Annotated in this window: 1 protein-coding gene (cut by a window edge); it reads left to right on the top strand. The window is 70.5% G+C overall.

Features of this window, described 5'->3' with window-relative positions:
* Positions 1-18,473 carry the 3' portion of a non-ribosomal peptide synthase/polyketide synthase gene (locus OG496_RS06660; RefSeq protein ID WP_405969989.1) on the top strand. Its footprint begins 10,003 nt before the window's first position, so only the last 18,473 of its 28,476 coding nucleotides appear in the window; the start codon falls outside the window, past its left edge; its stop codon occupies positions 18,471-18,473.

Here is an 18,473-nt window from a genome sequence, read left to right as displayed (position 1 = left end):
CGGGTCAGGTCGCTTACTGGCGTGGGGCGTTGGAGGGTGCGCCGCAGGAGACGGTGCTGCCGTTTGATCGTCCGCGTTCGGCGGTGCCGTCGTTCCGTAGTGGGTCGGTTCCGGTCGGAGTGGATGCGGAGACGCATGCTCGGCTGACGGAGTTGGCGGCGCGAGGTGGGGCGACGATGTTCATGGTCGTGCATGCCGCGTTGGTCGTGTCGCTGGCGAGGATGGGTGCGGGGGAGGACGTCTGTGTCGGTACGCCGGTTGCCGGTCGCTCGGACTCCCAACTGGAGGATCTGGCCGGCTTCTTCGTCAACACGCTCGTCCTGCGGTCCGACGCTTCCGGTAACCCCACGTTCGGTGACCTGCTGGCGCGCGTCCGGGAGTCCGACTTGTCGGCGTACGCGCATCAGGACGTGCCGTTCGAGCGGCTCGTCGACGAGCTGAACCCGGCCCGTTCCGCGGCGCGCAACCCGCTGTTCCAGGTACTGCTGGCGCTGCAGAACGTGCCCGAGGCGCACTGGGACCTCGAAGGGCTGGTCGTCGAGCAGGTCCCGCCGCTGGCAGATCCTCCGGCTCGCTTCGATCTGTCCCTGACGCTGAGCGAGCGTCGTTCGGACAGCGGTTCTGCCGGTGGTCTGCGCGGTGGGATTCTCTACGCGGCCGACCTGTTCGACGAGGGAACGGTCCGCCGGCTGGCCGAGCGGTTGGTGCGGGTGCTGGAGCAGGTAGCCGCCGACCCGGAGTTGCGGCTGAGCGCCGTGGAGGTGCTGGACCAGGCCGAGCGGGCGACGGTCGTCGAGCAGTGGAACGACACCGCGAGCGAACTCGATGCCTCAACGGTGATGGAGCTGTTCCGCGGGTGGGTGGCGCGGACGCCGGAGGCGGACGCCTTGTGCTCCGAGGACCAGACGCTGTCCTACGCGGAACTGGACGCGCGTTCCGATGCGTTGGCGCGTGGGCTGGTGGCGCGTGGTGTGGGGCGTGAGTCCCGGGTCGGGCTGTGCCTGCCGCGTGGGATGGACGCGATCATCGCGATCCTGGCGGTGTGGAAGGCCGGTGGCGCGTACGTCCCGCTGGATCCCGAGTACCCCACCGACCGGCTCGCCTACATGGTCGCCGACAGCGACGCCGAACTGGTCCTGATCGCACCCGAGACCGCCGGCCGGTGGTCCGACGCCGTGGAGACGGTCCTGCTCGACGAGTTGGGCGAGTTGGGCGACTCGGACGGCGACTCGTGCGAACTGCCGGACATCGCTCCTGACCAGCTCGCCTACATCATCTACACCTCGGGTTCGACGGGGCGGCCGAAGGGTGTGGTGGTGTCGCATGTGGGGTTGGTGAATTTGGCGGTTGGGCAGATTGAGCGGTTTGGGGTGGGTGTGGGTGCGCGGGTGTTGCAGTTTGCGTCGTTGAGTTTTGATGCGGCGGTGTCGGAGTTGTGTATGGCGTTTGGTGCGGGTGGGGTGTTGGTGGTGGCGGGTGCCTGGGGGTTGCCGCCGCGGGTGTCGTTGGGTGAGGCGTTGCGTTTGTCTCGGGCGTCGCATGTGACGGTTCCGCCGGGTGTGTTGGCGGTGGAGGAGGGGGTGTTGCCGTCGGGGTTGGAGACGTTGGTGGTGGCGGGTGAGGTGTGTTCGCCGGGGTTGGTGGAGCGGTGGTCGGTGGGTCGGCGGATGGTGAATGCGTATGGGCCGACTGAGGTGACGGTGTGTGCGGCGATGAGTTTGCCGTTGGGGCCGGGTGCGGGTGCGGGTGCGGGTGCTGGTGTGGGTGCGGGCGCTGGTGTGGTGCCGATTGGGCGGCCGTTGCGTAATGCGGGGTTGTTTGTGCTGGATGCGTTTTTGCGGCCGGTGCCGGTGGGTGTGCGGGGTGAGTTGTATGTGTCGGGGGTTGGGTTGGCGCGTGGGTATGCGGGGCGTGCTGGTTTGACGTCGGGTCGGTTTGTTGCGTGTCCGTTCGACGGCGGTGGGCGGATGTATCGCACGGGTGATGTGGTGCGGTGGTTGGTTGATGGGCAGTTGGAGTTTTTGGGGCGTGTGGATGAGCAGGTGAAGATCCGCGGGTTCCGTGTCGAGTTGGGTGAGGTGGAAGCGGTTCTCGCTGCCCACCCGCAGGTCGAGCAGGCCGTGGCCGTCGTACGGGACGGCCGTCTGATCGGCTACGCCGTCGGAGGTGCCGACACCGCCGACCTCCGTGCCTTCGCCGCCACCCGGCTGCCGGACTACATGGTCCCGTCGGCGGTCGTGGTGCTGGACGCGTTCCCGCTGACCGTCAACGGCAAGGTCGATCGTGATGCCCTGCCCGAGCCGGAGCGCGCGGCGGACGGCGGCCGGGCGCCCTCGACCCCGGTCGAGGAGGCGCTTGCCGCTCTGTTCGGTGAGGTTCTGGATCTGGAGCGGGTCGGTGCGGAGGAGAGTTTCTTCGAGCTGGGTGGTGATTCGCTGCTGGTGATGCGGTTGATCGCCCGTATCCGCTCGGTGTTGGAGGTGTCGGTCGGTGTTCGTGAGGTCTTCGCGGAGCCGACGGTGGCCGGGGTGGCACGGCTGGTCGAGAGTGCCGAAGCTACGACGGACGTGGCGGTGCTGGGGCGTGGGGAGCGTCCCGAGCGGGTGCCGTTGTCCTTCGCTCAGCAGCGCATGTGGTTCCTCAACCGGATGGACGGGAACGGCGCCGACGGAGCGGGGGCTGCCTACAACCTTCCCTTTGCCCTGCGTCTGACCGGTGACCTCGACATTGACGTGTTGCGGGCGGCGTTGGGTGACATCGCCGATCGGCACGAGAGTCTGCGTACGGTCTTCCCGGACATCGAGGGCGTGCCGTATCAGCAGGTACTGGAGGGCGCGGGCAGCCGTCCGGAACTGGTGGTGGTCGAGGCCGGCGAGCGGTGGCGCGACGCCATGCAGGACGAGACCGGGCGTGGGTTCGATCTGGCGGTGGAACTGCCGTGGCGGACCACACTGCTGAAGGTCTCGGACACGGAACGAGTGCTGCTGCTGTTGGCCCACCACATCGCCACGGACGCCTGGTCGATGGGCGTGCTGGCGAACGACCTTCAAGCCGCGTATCGCGCCCGTCTCGCGGGGGAGGCCCCGGGCTGGGAGCCGCTTCCTGTCCAGTACGCGGATTACGCGTTGTGGCAGCGGGAGGTGTTGGGCGAACTGGACGACCCGGAGAGTGCGGGCGCGGGCCAGGTCGCGTACTGGCGGCGGGAGTTGGACGGTGCGCCACAGGAGACGCTGCTTCCCTTCGACCGTCCGCGTCCGGCGGCGCCGTCCTTCCGCAGCGGTCAGATACCGGTGTCGGTGAGTGCGGACACGCATACCCGGCTGACAGAACTGGCCGTGCAGGGTGGGGCGACGATGTTCATGGTCGTGCACGCCGCGCTCGTCGTGCTGTTGGCGAGGATGGGTGCGGGAGAGGACGTCTGTGTCGGCACCCCGGTCGCCGGTCGCTCGGACTCCCAACTGGACGAACTGGCCGGCCTCTTCGTCAACACGCTTGTCCTGCGGTCCGACTTGGCCGGGAATCCGTCGTTCAGGAATCTGCTGGCGCGCGTCCGGGAGTCCGACCTGTCGGCGTACGCCCATCAGGATGTGCCGTTCGAGCGGCTGGTGGACGAGCTGAACCCGGCCCGCTCTGCCGCCCGCAACCCCCTGTTCCAGGTGATGCTGGCCCTCCAGAACGTGCCCGAGCCGCACTGGGATCTCGAAGGACTCGCGGTCGAGCAGGTTCCGCAGACGGAAGACCTCGCGGCTCGCTTCGATCTCTCCCTCTCCCTGAGCGAGCGTCGTTCGGACAGCGGTTCTGCCGATGGTCTGCGCGGCGGGATTCTCTACGCGGCCGACCTGTTCGACGAGGAGACCGTCCGTCGGCTCGCTGAGCGGCTGGTGCGGGTGCTGGAGCAGGTCGCGTCCGACCCGGAGCTGCGGCTGAGCGACCTTGATCTGCTGGAGGAATCCGAGCGATCCGCGGTCGTGGAGGACTGGAATGCCACGCACCAGCAGGTAAAGACATCGACCGTGCTGGCGGGCTTCCGGGAGCGGGTGGCTGCGGCCCCGGATGCGGTTGCGCTGTGGTCCGAGGGCCGGGTGTTGTCGTATGCGGAGGTGGATGCGCGGTCGGATGCGTTGGCGCGTGGGTTGGTGGGGCGTGGGGTGGGGCGCGAGTCCCGGGTCGGTCTGTGCCTGCCGCGCGGGGTCGAGATGGTCGTGGCGATGTTGGCGGTGTGGAAGGCCGGTGGGGCGTATGTGCCCCTGGACCCGGAGTACCCCTCCGACCGGCTGGCCTACATGGTCGCCGACAGTGACGCCGAACTGGTCCTGGCCGTGGAGGAGAGCGTTGGCCGGCTGCCGGTGGCCGCCGACACCGTACTTCTGGAGGACCTTGCCCTCGCAGACGGTGATCGTCTGGATGTGAGGGTGGATCCGGCCCAGTTGGCCTATGTGATCTATACGTCGGGGTCGACGGGGCGTCCCAAGGGCGTGGCCGTGGCGCATGCCTCGGTGGCGAATCTGGCGTCGGTGATGCGTCCGGTGCTGGGTGTGGGACCCGGGGTGGTGGCGCTGCAGTTCGCGTCGTTCTCCTTCGACGCGGCCGTGCTGGATGTGGCGGTCACCCTCGCTGCCGGTGGTGCGTTGGCGGTTGCCTCGTCGGAGGAGCGGCTGGACGGGGCGGCACTTGCCCGCATGATCGAGGCAGCGGGCGTGACTACGGCGAGTGTGGTGCCGTCGCTGCTCGGTGCGTTGGAGCCGGATGCGGTGTCGGGGATCGGCAACTGGGTGTTGGGTGCGGAGCGGTTGGAGGCGGGGCTGGCCGCCAAGTGGCGTGCTGGTGCCGGGCTTTGGAACACCTACGGGCCGACCGAGGCCACCGTCATCACCACCGCCGTCCTGCTGGAGGAGGGCATCACGGGCGAGGATGCTCCGCCGGCGATCGGCCGCCCGTTGGGCAACGTCCGTACCTATGTGCTCGACGCGTTCCTGCGCCCTGTTCCTGTGGGTGTGGCGGGTGAGTTGTACATCGCGGGGGATGGCCTGGCCCGCGGCTACGTGAACCGTCCGGACCTGACGGCAGAGCGGTTCGTGGCGTGCCCGTTCGACGACGGCGGGCGGATGTACCGCACCGGCGACCTGGCTCGCTGGACGGTCGACGGTCAACTGGACTTCGTGGGCCGTGCGGACGAGCAGGTGAAGATCCGTGGCTTCCGTGTCGAGCTGGGCGAAGTCGAAGCCGTCCTAGCCGCCCACCCGCAGGTCGAGCAGGCTGCGGCACAGGTACGCGACGGCCGTCTGATCGGCTACGCCGTCGGAGGTGCCGACACCGACGACCTGCGTGCCTTCGCCGCATCCCGGCTGCCGGACTACATGGTCCCGTCGGCGGTCGTCGTACTGGACGCGTTCCCGCTGACCGCCAACGGCAAGATCGACCGATCCGCGCTGCCCACCCCCGACCTTGGTGCGAGCGGTGGTCGTGCGCCGTCGACCCCGGCCGAGGTGGCCCTTTCCGCCTTGTTCGCCGAGGTGTTGGGCCTGGAGGCGGACACGGTCGGTGCGGAGGAGAGTTTCTTCGAACTGGGCGGTGACTCGCTGAAGGTGATGCGGCTGATCGCCCGTATCCGCTCGGTGTTGGAGGTGTCCGTCGGTGTCCGTGAGGTCTTCGCGGAGCCGACGGTGGCCGGGGTGGCGCGGCTGGTCGAGAGCACCGGAGTGTCGGGGGTTGTCGTCCTGGCGCGCAGGGAGCGGCCGGAGCGGGTGCCGTTGTCCTTCGCCCAGCAGCGCATGTGGTTCCTCAACCGGATGGACGGGACGGGGGCATCCGCCTACAACATGCCCTTCGCCTTGCGTCTGACGGGCACCCTCGACACCGAGGCGCTGCAGGCGGCGTTGGGTGACGTCGCCGATCGTCACGAGAGTCTGCGTACGGTCTTCCCGGATGTGGAGGGCGTGCCGTATCAGCGGGTGCTGGAAGGGGCGGGCAGTCGTCCGGAGTTGGTGGTGGTCGAGGCCGGCGAGCGCTGGCGTGACGCCATGCGGGACGAGGCCGGGCGTGGGTTCGATCTGGCGGTGGAGCTGCCGTGGCGGACCACGCTGCTGAAGCTCTCGGAGACGGAGTGGGTGCTGCTGCTGGTGGCCCATCACATAGCCTCCGACGCCTGGTCGATGGGCGTATTGGCCCGCGACCTGCAGACGTCGTATCAGTCGCGGTTGACCGGCCAGGCGCCGGAATGGGAGCAGTTCCCTGTCCAGTACGCGGACTACGCGTTGTGGCAGCGGGAGGTGCTGGGCGAACTGGACGACCCGGACAGCGCAGGGGCGGGTCAGATCGCCCACTGGCGGCGGGAGTTGGAGGGTGCGCCGCAGGAGACGCTGCTGCCGTTCGACCGGCCGCGTCCGGCGGTGCCGTCGTTCCGTAGCGGTTCGGTTCCGCTGGACGTCGAGGCGGAGACGCATGCCCGGCTGGCCGGTCTGGCGGCGCAGGGTGGAGCGACGATGTTCATGGTCGTGCACGCCGCGCTCGTCGTGTTGCTGGCGAGGATGGGCGCGGGGGAGGACGTCTGCGTCGGTACCCCGGTCGCCGGTCGCTCGGATGCACAACTGGAGGATCTGGCCGGCTTCTTCGTCAATACGCTTGTCCTGCGGTCGGACTTGGCGGGGGATCCGTCGTTCGCCGAGGTGTTGCGCAGGGTGCGGGAGTCCGATCTGTCGGCGTACGCCCATCAGGATGTTCCGTTCGAGCGGCTGGTGGACGAGCTGAATCCAGCGCGCTCTGCCGCTCGCAATCCGTTGTTCCAGGTGATGCTGGCCCTCCAGAACGTGCCCGAAGCGCACTGGGACCTCGAAGGACTGGTCGTCGAGCAGATCCCGCCGGCGGAGGACCCCCCGGCTCGCTTCGATCTGTCCCTGACGCTGAGCGAGCGTCGTTCGGACAGCGGTTCTGCCGATGGTCTGCGCGGTGGGATTCTCTACGCGGCCGACCTGTTCGACGAGGAGACCGTCAGTGCGCTGGCTGGGCGGTTGGCGCGGGTGCTGGAGCAGGTCGCGGCCGATCCGCAGCTGCGGTTGAGTGCCGTGGAGGTGCTGGAAGAGTCTGAGCGGTCCGCGGTCGTCGAGCAGTGGAACGACACCGCGAACGAGGTTGATACCTCAACTGTGTTGGAGCGGTTCCGCGCCAATGTGGTCACGGCGCCGGATGCGGTTGCGCTGTGGTCCGAGGGCCGGGTGTTGTCGTATGCGGAGGTGGATGCGCGGTCGGATGCGTTGGCGCGTGGGTTGGTGGCGCGTGGGGTGGGGCGTGAGTCCCGGGTCGGGTTGTGCCTGCCGCGCGGTGCGGAAGCGATTGTCGCGATGCTGGCGGTGTGGAAGGCCGGTGGGGCGTATGTCCCGCTGGACCCTGAATACCCGTCCGAGCGGTTGGTGTTCATGGTTGCCGACAGTGACGCCGAACTGGTCCTGGTGACACCCGAGACCGCCGACCGCTTGTCTGCGGACGTCGACACTGTCCTGCTCGACGAGCTGAACGACGAGTCGTGCAACCTCCCGGATGTCACTGCCGATCAACTGGCCTACGTCATCTATACGTCGGGGTCGTCGGGGCGTCCGAAGGGTGTGGCCGTGGCACACGCCTCCGTGGCCAACCTCGCGTCGGTGATGCGGCCGGTGCTGGGTGTGGAACCCGGCGTCACGGCGCTGCAGTTCGCGTCGTTCAGCTTCGACGCGGCCGTGCTGGATGTGGCGGTCACTCTCGCCGCCGGTGGCACGTTGGCGATTGCCTCGTCCGACGAGCGGCTGGACCCCGCTGCCCTGGCGGAGATGTTGCAGGCGGCCGGTGTGACCACGGCGAGTGTGGTGCCGTCGTTCCTCGGTGCGTTGGAGCCGGACACCGTGCCGACCATCGCCAACTGGGTGTTGGGTGCGGAGCGGTTGGAGGCCGGTCTGGCCGCCAAGTGGCGTGCGGGCGCCCGGCTTTGGAATACCTACGGGCCGACCGAGGCCACCGTGATTACCACCGCCGTTCTCCTGGACGAGGGCATCACCGGTGAGGATGCTCCGCCGGCGATCGGCCGGCCTCTGGGCAACGTCCGCACGTACGTACTGGACGCCTTCCTCCGCCCTGTCCCCGTCGGAGTGACGGGTGAGCTGTACATCGCCGGATCAGGCCTGGCCCGCGGCTACGTCAACCGTCCCGATCTGACCGCCGAACGCTTCGTGGCCTGCCCGTTCGACGAGGACGGCGGGCGGATGTATCGCACCGGTGACCTGGCCCGCTGGACGGCCGACGGTCAACTGGCGTTCGTAGGCCGCGCGGATGAACAGGTGAAGATCCGTGGCTTCCGTGTCGAACTCGGTGAGGTCGAAGCCGTTCTCGCCGCGCACCCGCAGGTAGAGAGGGCTGTGGTGCTGGCCCGGGACGGCCGTCTGGTCGGTTACGTCGTCGGGGACGTGGACGAGGAGGACGTACGCGCGCATGCCGCCACCCGGCTGCCCGAGTACATGGTCCCGTCGGCAGTAGTCGTCCTCGACGAGTTCCCTCTGACCGCCAACGGCAAGATCAACCGATCCGCGCTGTCCATCCCCGACTTCGGTGCGAGCGGTGGTCGTGCGCCGTCGACCCCGGCCGAGGTGGCTCTTTCCGCCTTGTTCGCCGAGGTGTTGGACCTGGAGGCGGACACAGTCGGTGCGGAGGAGAGCTTCTTCGAGCTGGGCGGCGATTCACTGCTGGTGATGCGGCTGATCGCTCGTATCCGGTCGGTGTTGGAGGTGTCGGTCGGTGTCCGTGAGGTGTTCGCGGAGCCGACGGTCGCCGGTGTCGCGCGGCTGGTCGAGACCGCCGGAGCGTCGGCGGGTGTGTTGCTGGCGCGTAGGGAACGCCCGGAGCGGGTGCCGTTGTCCTTCGCGCAGCAGCGGATGTGGTTCCTCAACCGGATGGACGAGGTGAGCGCTTCCGCCTACAACATGCCCTTCTCCCTACGCCTGACCGGCACCCTCGACATCGAGGCCCTGCAGGCCGCGCTGGGCGACATCGCCGACCGCCACGAGAGTCTGTGCACGGTCTTCCCGGACATCGAGGGCGTGCCGTATCAGGAGATCCGCGAGGGGGCGGAAGGCCGTCCCCGGCTCCAGGTCATCGAAGCCGGAGAACGCTGGCGCGAACTCATGCAGGAGGAGGCCGGGCATGGGTTCGACGTCCGAGGCGACCTGCCGTGGCGGACCACGCTGCTGAAGGTCTCGGCGACGGAGTGGGTGCTGCTGCTGGTGGCTCATCACATCGCCACGGACGCCTGGTCGATGGGCGTGCTGGCCGGCGACCTGCAGATCGCCTATCGCGCCCGTCTCGGCGGGGACTCCCCGGGATGGGAGCCGCTCCCCGTGCAGTACGCCGATTACGCGTTGTGGCAGCGGGAGGTGCTGGGCGACTTGGACGACGACGGGGCCGGCGAGGGTGCCGGGCAGGTCGAGTACTGGCGGCGGGTGTTGGAGGGTGCGCCGCAGGAGACGCTGCTTCCCTTCGACCGCCCGCGTCCGGCGGCGCCGTCGATCCGCAGTGGGTCGGTTCCCGTCGGCGTGGATGCGGAGACGCATGCCCGGCTGGCCGGTCTGGCGGCGCAGGGTGGGGCGACGATGTTCATGGTCGTGCACGCGGCGCTGGTCGTGTTGCTGGCCCGGATGGGTGCGGGGGAGGACCTCTGCGTCGGTACGCCGGTCGCGGGGCGTTCGGACGTGCAACTGGAGGGGCTGGCCGGGTTCTTCGTCAACACGCTCGTCCTGCGGTCCGACGCCTCCGGTGATCCCACGTTCGGTGAGCTGTTGGCGCGTGTCCGGGAGTCCGACCTTTCGGCGTACGCCAACCAGGACGTGCCGTTCGAGCGGCTCGTCGACGAGCTGGGTGTGGCGCGTTCCGCGGCGCGCAACCCGCTGTTCCAGGTGATGCTGGCGCTCCAGAACGTGCCGAAGGCGCGGTGGGATCTCGAAGGGCTGGCGGTCGAGGAGATACCGCCCGCGTCCGACCCGGCCGCCCGGTTCGATCTGTCGGTGGCGCTGAACGAGTCCCACACCGCCGAAGGCGAGCCGGAGGGTATGCGCGGCGGCATCCTGTTCGCGGCCGACCTCTTCGACGAGGAGACCGTCCGTCGGCTGGCCGAGCGGCTGGCACGGGTGCTGGAGCAGGTCGCGGCCGATCCGCAGCTGCGGCTGAGCGCCGTGGAGGTGCTGGACGAGGCCGAGCGGACCGCGGTCGTGGCGGAGCGGAACGCCGCGGCTCGCGATGCGGACGAGGTCATCACGGTCGTGGAACGGTTCCGCGAGTGGGCCGCGCTGACGCCGACGGCGCCGGCTCTCCGCTCCCTCGACCGTTCGATGACGTATGCCGAGGTGGATGGGCGCTCGGATGCGTTGGCGCGTGGGCTGGTGGGGCGTGGTGTGGGGCGCGAGTCCCGGGTCGGGCTGTGCCTGCCGCGCGGGGCCGAGATGGTCGTGGCGATGCTGGCGGTGTGGAAGGCCGGCGGGGCGTACGTCCCGCTGGACCCCGAATACCCGTCCGATCGGCTGGCCTACATGGTGACCGACAGCACGGCGCAGTTGGTGCTGGTCTCGGACGAGACCGCCGACCGTCTGCCGGAGGGTGTCGCCACCGTCCACATCGACGAACTCGTCGACGTCTCAGGCGACTTGCCGGAGATCGATGCCGATCAACTGGCCTACGTCATCTATACGTCCGGATCGACGGGGCGTCCCAAGGGTGTGGCCGTGGCACACGCGCCGGTGGCCAACCTGGCCACGGCCATGCGCCCGGTACTGGGCGTCGAGCCCGGTGTGACGGCGCTGCAGTTCGCGTCGTTCAGCTTCGACGCATCCGTCCTGGACGTCGCGGTGACGCTGGCGGCGGGCGGTACGTTGACCATCGCCTCGTCCGAGGAGCGGCTCGACCCCGCTGCCCTGGCAGCCCTGGTGGAGACCTGCGGTGTCGAGGTGGCGAGCGTCGTCCCGTCGCTGCTCGGTGTGCTGGAGCCGGAGGCGCTCGCCGGAATCGGCAACTGGGTGCTGGGCGCCGAGCGGTTGGAGGCCGGCCTGGCCGCCAAGTGGCGGAAGCGCACGCGGGTGTGGAACACCTACGGCCCGACCGAGGCCACCGTCATCACCACGGCGACGCTGCTGCCGAAGGGCATCACCGCCGAAGACGCGCCGCCGTCCATAGGCCGCCCCTTGGAGAACGTCCGGACGCATGTCCTGGACGCCTATCTGCGGCCGGTGCCGGTAGGGGTGCCTGGCGAGTTGTACATCGCCGGGGACGGACTGGCGCGCGGTTACATCGGGCGCCCTGACCTGACGGCGGAGCGGTTCGTGGCCTGCCCGTTCGACGACGGCGGGCGGATGTGCCGCACCGGCGACCTGGCCCGCTGGACGGCCGACGGGCGGCTGGACTTCGTGGGCCGTGCGGACGAGCAGGTGAAGATCCGCGGCTTCCGCGTCGAACTGGGCGAGGTCGAGGCCGCGTTGACCGCCCACCCGGAGGTGAAGACGGCCATAGCGGTCGTGCGCGACGAACGGCTGATCGGCTACGTGCTGCCCGTCGCCGGAGGGAACCCGCAGGCCGACGCGGTACGGGAGTTCGCCTCCGGCCGGCTGCCCGACTACATGGTGCCGTCCGCCATCGTGCTGCTCGACGCCTTGCCGTTGACGGTGAACGGCAAGATCGACCGGGCCGCTCTGCCCGAGCCGGAGCGCGCGGCGGACAGTGGTCGTGCGCCGTCGACCCCGGCCGAGGTGGCCCTTTCCGCCTTGTTCGCCGAGGTGTTGGGCCTGGAGGCGGACACGGTCGGTGCGGAGGAGAGTTTCTTCGAACTGGGCGGTGACTCGCTGAAGGTGATGCGGCTGATCGCTCGTATCCGGTCGGTGTTGGAGGTGTCGGTCGGTGTCCGTGAGGTCTTCGCGGAGCCGACGGTGGCCGGTGTCGCGCGGCTGGTCGAGAGCACCGGAGCGTCGGCGGGTGTGGTGCTGGCGCGTAGGGAGCGGCCGGAGCGGGTGCCGTTGTCCTTCGCCCAGCAGCGCATGTGGTTCCTCAACCGGATCGAGGGGGCCGGGACCGAGGGTGCCGAAACCGAAGGGGCCGGGGCTTCCGCCTACAACCTCCCCTTCTCCCTGCGCCTGACCGGCACCGTCGACATCGAGGCGCTGCAGGCCGCTCTGTGGGACATCGCCGACCGGCACGAGAGTCTGCGTACGGTCTTCCCGGACGTCGAGGGCGTGCCGTATCAGGAGATCCGCGAGGGGGCGGAAGGCCGTCCCCTGCTCCAGGTCATCGAGGCCGGTGAGCGGTGGCACGACCTCATGCAGGACGAGATCGGGCGCGGGTTCGACGTCCGGGTCGACCTGCCGTGGCGGGCCTCCCTGCTGAGGATCTCGGACACGGAGTGGGGCCTGCTGCTGGTGGCCCATCACATCGCCTCGGACGGCTGGTCGATGGGGGTGCTGGCGAACGACCTCCAGGCCGCGTATCGCGCCCGTCTGTCGGGTGGCGAACCGGGGTGGGAGCCGCTTCCTGTCCAGTACGCGGATTACGCGTTGTGGCAGCGGGAGGTGCTGGGCGAGCTGGACGACCCGGACAGCGCGGGGGCGGGTCAGATCGCTTACTGGCGGCGGGAGTTGGAGGACGTGCCGCAGGAGACGCCGCTGCCCTTCGACCGGCCGCGTCCGGCGACGCCGTCGTTCCGCAGCGGTCAGGTACCGGTGCGGGTGGATGCGGAGACGCATGGCCGGCTGGTGGAGTTGGCGGCGCGAGGTGGGGCGACGATGTTCATGGTCGTGCATGCCGCGCTGGTGGTGCTGTTGGCGAGGATGGGTGCGGGGGAGGACGTCTGTGTCGGCACCCCGGTCGCCGGCCGGTCGGACGTGCAACTGGAGGATCTGGCCGGGTTCTTCGTCAACACGCTCGTCCTGCGGTCCGACGCTTCCGGTGACCCCACGTTCGGTGACCTGCTGGCGCGTGTCCGGGAGTCCGACCTCTCGGCGTACACCTATCAGGACGTGCCGTTCGACAAGCTCGTCGACGAACTGAACCCGACGCGGTCGGCGGCCCGTAGTCCGTTCTTCCAGGTGATGCTGGCGCTTCAGAACGTGCCCGAGGCGCAGTGGGATCTCGAAGGGCTGGCGGTCGAGCAGATCCCGCCGGCGGAGGACCCCGCGGCCCGCTTCGACCTCTCGTTCTCGCTGGGGGAGCGGTGGTCCGGACAGGGTGTCCCGGCTGGTTTGGGCGGTGGGATTCTCTACGCGGCCGACCTGTTCGACGAGGAGACCGTCCGTCGGCTGGCCGAGCGGCTGGTGCGGGTGCTGGAGCAGGTCGCGGCCGATCCGCAGCTGCGGCTGAGTGCCGTGGAGGTGCTGGAGGAGTCTGAGCGGTCCGCGGTCGTCGAGCAGTGGAATGCCACCGCGAACGAGGTTGATACCTCAACGGTGTTGGAGCGGTTCCGTGCCGGTGTGGTCAGGGAGCCGGGGGCGGTTGCGCTGTGGTCCGAGGGCCTGGCGTTGTCGTATGCCGAGGTTGAGGCCCGGTCGGATGCGTTGGCGCGTGGGTTGGTGGCGCGTGGTGTGGGGCGCGAGTCCCGCGTCGGGTTGTGCCTGCCGCGTGGGATGGAAGCGGTCGTGGCGATGCTGGCGGTGTGGAAGGCCGGCGGCGCGTACGTCCCGCTGGATCCCGAATACCCCTCCGACCGGTTGGTGTTCATGGTCGCCGACAGCGACGCCGAACTGGTCCTGGCGACCGCCGAGACTGTTGGTCGTCTGTCCGCGGACGTCGACACCGTGTTGATTGATGAGTTGGGGAGCGATTCCGGTGTGCTGCCGGATGTGACTGCCGATCAGTTGGCCTACGTCATCTATACGTCGGGGTCGACCGGGCGTCCCAAGGGCGTGGCCGTGGCCCACGCCTCTGTGGCCAACCTCGCGTCGGTGATGCGGCCCGTCCTGGGTGTGGAACCCGGCGTCACGGCACTGCAGTTCGCGTCGTTCTCCTTCGACGCGGCCGTGCTGGATGTGGCGGTGACCCTCGCCGCCGGTGGCACGTTGGCGATTGCCTCGTCCGATGAGCGGCTGGACGGCGCTGCCCTGGCCCGCATGATCGAGGCGTCCGGTGTGAGTGTGGCGAGTGTGGTGCCGTCGTTGATCGGAGCGCTGGAGCCGGACACGGTGCCGACCATCGCCAACTGGGTGCTGGGTGCGGAGCGGTTGGAGGCAGGTCTGGCCGCCAAGTGGCGTGAGAACGCCCGGCTTTGGAACACCTACGGCCCCACTGAGGCCACCGTCATCACCACCGCCGTCCTGCTGGAGGAGGGCATCACGGGTGAGGATGCTCCGCCCGCGATCGGCCGCCCGCTGGGCAACGTCCGCACCTACGTACTGGATACGTCCCTCCGCCCGGTCCCCGTCGGTGTGGCCGGCGAGCTGTACATCGCGGGGGATGGCCTGGCCCGCGGCTACGTGAACCGCCCGGACCTGACCGCGGAGCGCTTCGTGGCGTGCCCGTTCGACGAGGACGGCGGCCGGATGTATCGCACCGGTGACCTGGCCCGCTGGACCGCTGACGGTCAACTGGCCTTCGTGGGGCGCGCGGACGAGCAGGTGAAGATCCGAGGCTTCCGCGTCGAACTCGGTGAGGTCGAAGCCGTCCTCGCCGCTCACCCCGATGTCAGGACGGCCGTGGCGATGGTCCGCGAGGACCGTCCCGGTCATCCGCGCATCGTCGGCTATGTCCTTCCGGCCGGCTCCGAGGACGGGGCCCCCGAGGCCGGGAGTCTGCGTGAGTTCGCGGCGACACGGCTGCCGGACTACATGGTCCCTTCGGCCGTCGTGGTCCTCGATGCCCTGCCTCTTACGGTCAACGGCAAGATCGACCGGGCCGCCCTGCCCGTGCCCGACCCGGAGAGCGATGGCTCGGGGCTCCTTCCCCGGACCGATGTCGAGGCGACGCTGTGCGCCCTGTTCGCCTCGGTGCTGGGCCTCGACCGGGTGGCCGCCGACGGCAACTTCTTCGACCTGGGCGGCAACTCGGCGCTGGCCATGCACCTCGCGGGCCGGATCCGGTCGGAGACCGGCGCCGAGCTGAACCTGAAGCAGTTCTTCGGTGATCCGACGCCGATCGGCGCGGCGCGCATCCTGGGTACGAAGTCGCGCCCTTCGCTGGTCCCCGTCGAGCACGAGGGCGGCGAGGCGGCGGCCACGGCCGGACAGCAGCTCGTCCGGCGACGTGCCGCGGCGAACTCGCGCACGCGGGCCTTCCAGTCGTCCGTGGCCCTCCGCCTGCACGGTGAGCTCGACCACGACGCGCTGCGTGCGGCCCTGGCGGACGTGGCCGCACGGCACGACATCCTGCGCACGGTCCTCGCCGAGACCCCGGACGGCGGACTGATCCAGCGGATCCTGGGCGCGGACGATCCCGCCGTCCTCCCGGCCCTCCCGGTTGTCGCGACGACCGAGGAGAAGCTTCCCGCCGTCCTGGCGGCCCACGCCGCCCGCGACTTCGACCTCGGCAGCGAAACGCCCTGGGCGTCCACTCTGTTCGCGCTCTCCGACACCGACCATGTGCTCCTCCTCGTACTGCACCGGATCGGTGGCGACGACGCGTCTCGGGACGCCCTCGTGCGTGACGTCTCCGTGGCGTACGGCGCGCGTCGGGAGGGCCGCGCGACGGAGCGCGCCCCCCTGCCGCTGCAGTTCGCCGACTACGCGGTGTGGGAGAGCAGGCTGCTCGCGGGCGCGGAGGCGAAGGAGAGCGTGGCCGGCGACCAGATCGGCTACTGGAAGGAGGTCCTGGCGGACGCACCGTCCACCACCACGTTCCCCGCGGACCGGCCACGCCCCACTCGGCCGTCGCACCGGGCCCGCGCGGTGCCGCTGCGCGTCCCGGCCGAGGTGCACGCCCGGCTGACGGAGGTGGCCCGACCGCTCGGCGTGACGTCGGTCGCCCTCGTGCACGCGGCACTGGCGATGCTTCTCGCCCGGATGGGCGCCGGCACCGATCTGACGGTCGGCGCCGTGGCACCGCGACCGGTGGGCGAGGGCGAACTGGAGGCCGCCATGGGCCCGTTCGCCGGGTTGCTGCCACTGCGCACCGACGTCTCGGGCGACCCGACGTTCCGGGAGATGCTCGGCCGCGTCCGGGAGACCACCGAGGAGGCGGAGCGATCCCGGGACGTCCCGTTCGCGCGCATCGCCGACGCTCTGGGGTTCGCGGGCGCGGAACCCGGCGACCCGCATCCGCTTGTCCAGGTCGTCCTGGACATCAGGGACGACACCGCGGCGAAGTGGGACGTCCCCGCGGTGCCGGGGCTGGCCACCTCCGTCGTCGACCTCGGCGCTCCGGCGTCCGAGTTCGATCTGACGGTACGGCTGACCGACCGGCACCGGGACGACGGCGGCCCGGACGGCCTCGACGGCAGCCTGATCTATGCCGAGGAGCTGTTCGACCGGGCCACCGCCGTCAGCCTCGCGCGGCGGCTGCTCAGCCTCCTCGGGCAGACGGCGGCCGATCCGGAGCTACGGCTGAGCCAGGTCGACATCCTGCTCGGTGAGTCGGAGCTGCGGCGCCTGACCGAGGACTGGAACCGTGGCGCGGCCCGGGTCCCGGACGGCACCGTGCTCCCGGGGCTCGCCGAGTCGTCGGCCCGCGACCCGCGCGCCGTGGCGGTCCAGGACGCGTACGGCTTCCTCAGCCGTCGGGCCCTGGACCGGGCGACGGCGTGGCTCGCCACGAGGCTGGACCGGTGCGGGGCGGGCGCGGGTGACGTCGTGGTGGTCGCGGCGCGGCCCGGCACCGGCTGGGCGGTCGCCGTGCTCGGCGTGCTCCGTTCCGGGGCCGCGTGCCTGATCGCCGACCCGGACGATCCCGAGGGCCCGCTGGCGGCGGCCGCCGCACTGGGCTGCGCCCGCCCGGTCGCGCTCGTCCGGTCGGGCGGCGCCGCGGCCGGTGCGCCGGGGAACGGTCCCGGGTCGGAGGCAGTGCCGGTGCTGCGGGTGGACGACGCGATCCGGGCCGGGGGCCGGCTCCTGCGCCGTGCCGTCGCCGTCCCGGACCCGCTGCCGTCCCACCCGGCCGTGGTGCTCCCCGCGGAGGCACCGGACGGCACGCTCGTGGGCGAGTTGGTGGACCACCGGTCCCTGCTCGGCCGGGTGATCGACCGTCAGGCGGCATCCCCGCCGTCGGAGTCGGCCGGTGACGTGATCCGCCTGGACGCGGGAGCGCCCACCGCCGAGCTGCTCGTCGGGTTGCTGGCCGCGCTGCGCGGGGACCGCACCGTCGTGCTGGAGGCCGCCGCCGTGCCCGCGGGCGGGCGACCGGACCCCGAGCCCGCGCCGCTCACCGCCCTGCTGCCCCGCACCGCCCGTGCGTACGTGCTCGACGAGTGGCTCCGTCCGGTCCCGGCCGGCGTGCCGGGCGACCTGTATGTGGCGGGACCGTCCCTGGCCCGTGTCTATGCGGGCGCGCCGGCCCGCACCGCGGGGAACCTCGTCCCCGACCCCTTCGGGCCCGGCGGTGACCTGATGCTCCGTACCGGTCGACGCGCCGCGTGGACCTCGGACGGGCTGGTGCAGCCGCGTGCCGCGGAGGACGGCCGCACCGGTCTGTCGACACCGCGGCGCGCCGGGCGTCGGCGCGACGACCTCGCTCCGCTGCTGCCGCTGCAGAGCGAGGGCTCCCGAACGCCGTTGTTCTGCCTGCACCACAGCACGGGGCTGGCCTGGTCCTACGCCGCGCTGCTCCGGCACCTGCCACAGGACCTGCCGGTCTACGGGCTGCAGGCGCCCGGCTTCACCGACCGCAGGGCGATGCCGGGCAGCGTGGAGGAGCTGGTGGCCGACTACGTCGACCGGATCCGCGCGGTGCAGCCCGAGGGGCCGTACCAGCTCCTCGGCTGGTCCTTCGGCGCGGTGCTGGCCCAGGCCATCGCCGCCGAGCTGGAAAGCCAGGGCCAGGAGGTCGCACTGCTGGCCCTGCTGGACGGTTTCCCCGGCGGACACCACAGGGAGGACGACGGCGGTCCGCAGGACGGAGACGACGGGACGCACGTCCGCATCGACGGCAGGGCGGACCAGGAGGGGCGGGCCCTGCTCGACGGTCCGGGAGCGGTGAACCCGCCGGCCGACTCCTTCACGCTCAACATGGAGGAGACGAAGCAGCACATGATCCGGCTGGCGCAGGGGCACACCCCCCGGCGCTTCGGCGGTGGTGCGTTGCTGTTCCTGGCCACCGAGGGCGGGCTGGCCCACATGTCGCTCGCGGCGGCGCGCACGACCTGGGAACAGTACATAGCCGGCCCTATCGAGGGATTCGAGATCGCCGCCGACCACGTCGGGATGCTGCGGGGCGAGCATGCCGCGGCCATCGGCCGAGCGGTCGCGGAACAGCTTGTGGCGCCTGAGCCCGCCCACGCCTCCGACGGGCGGTCCGAGCTCGTGTCCGGCAGGCCCGAGTCAGCTGACAAGCCCGTCTGA

The sequence above is a fragment of the Streptomyces sp. NBC_00988 genome, assembly GCF_045162645.1.
GTDB lineage: Bacteria > Actinomycetota > Actinomycetes > Streptomycetales > Streptomycetaceae > Streptomyces.
The sequence above is the reverse complement of the archived record's forward strand: the minus strand, read 5'-3'. Positions and strand labels throughout refer to the sequence as shown.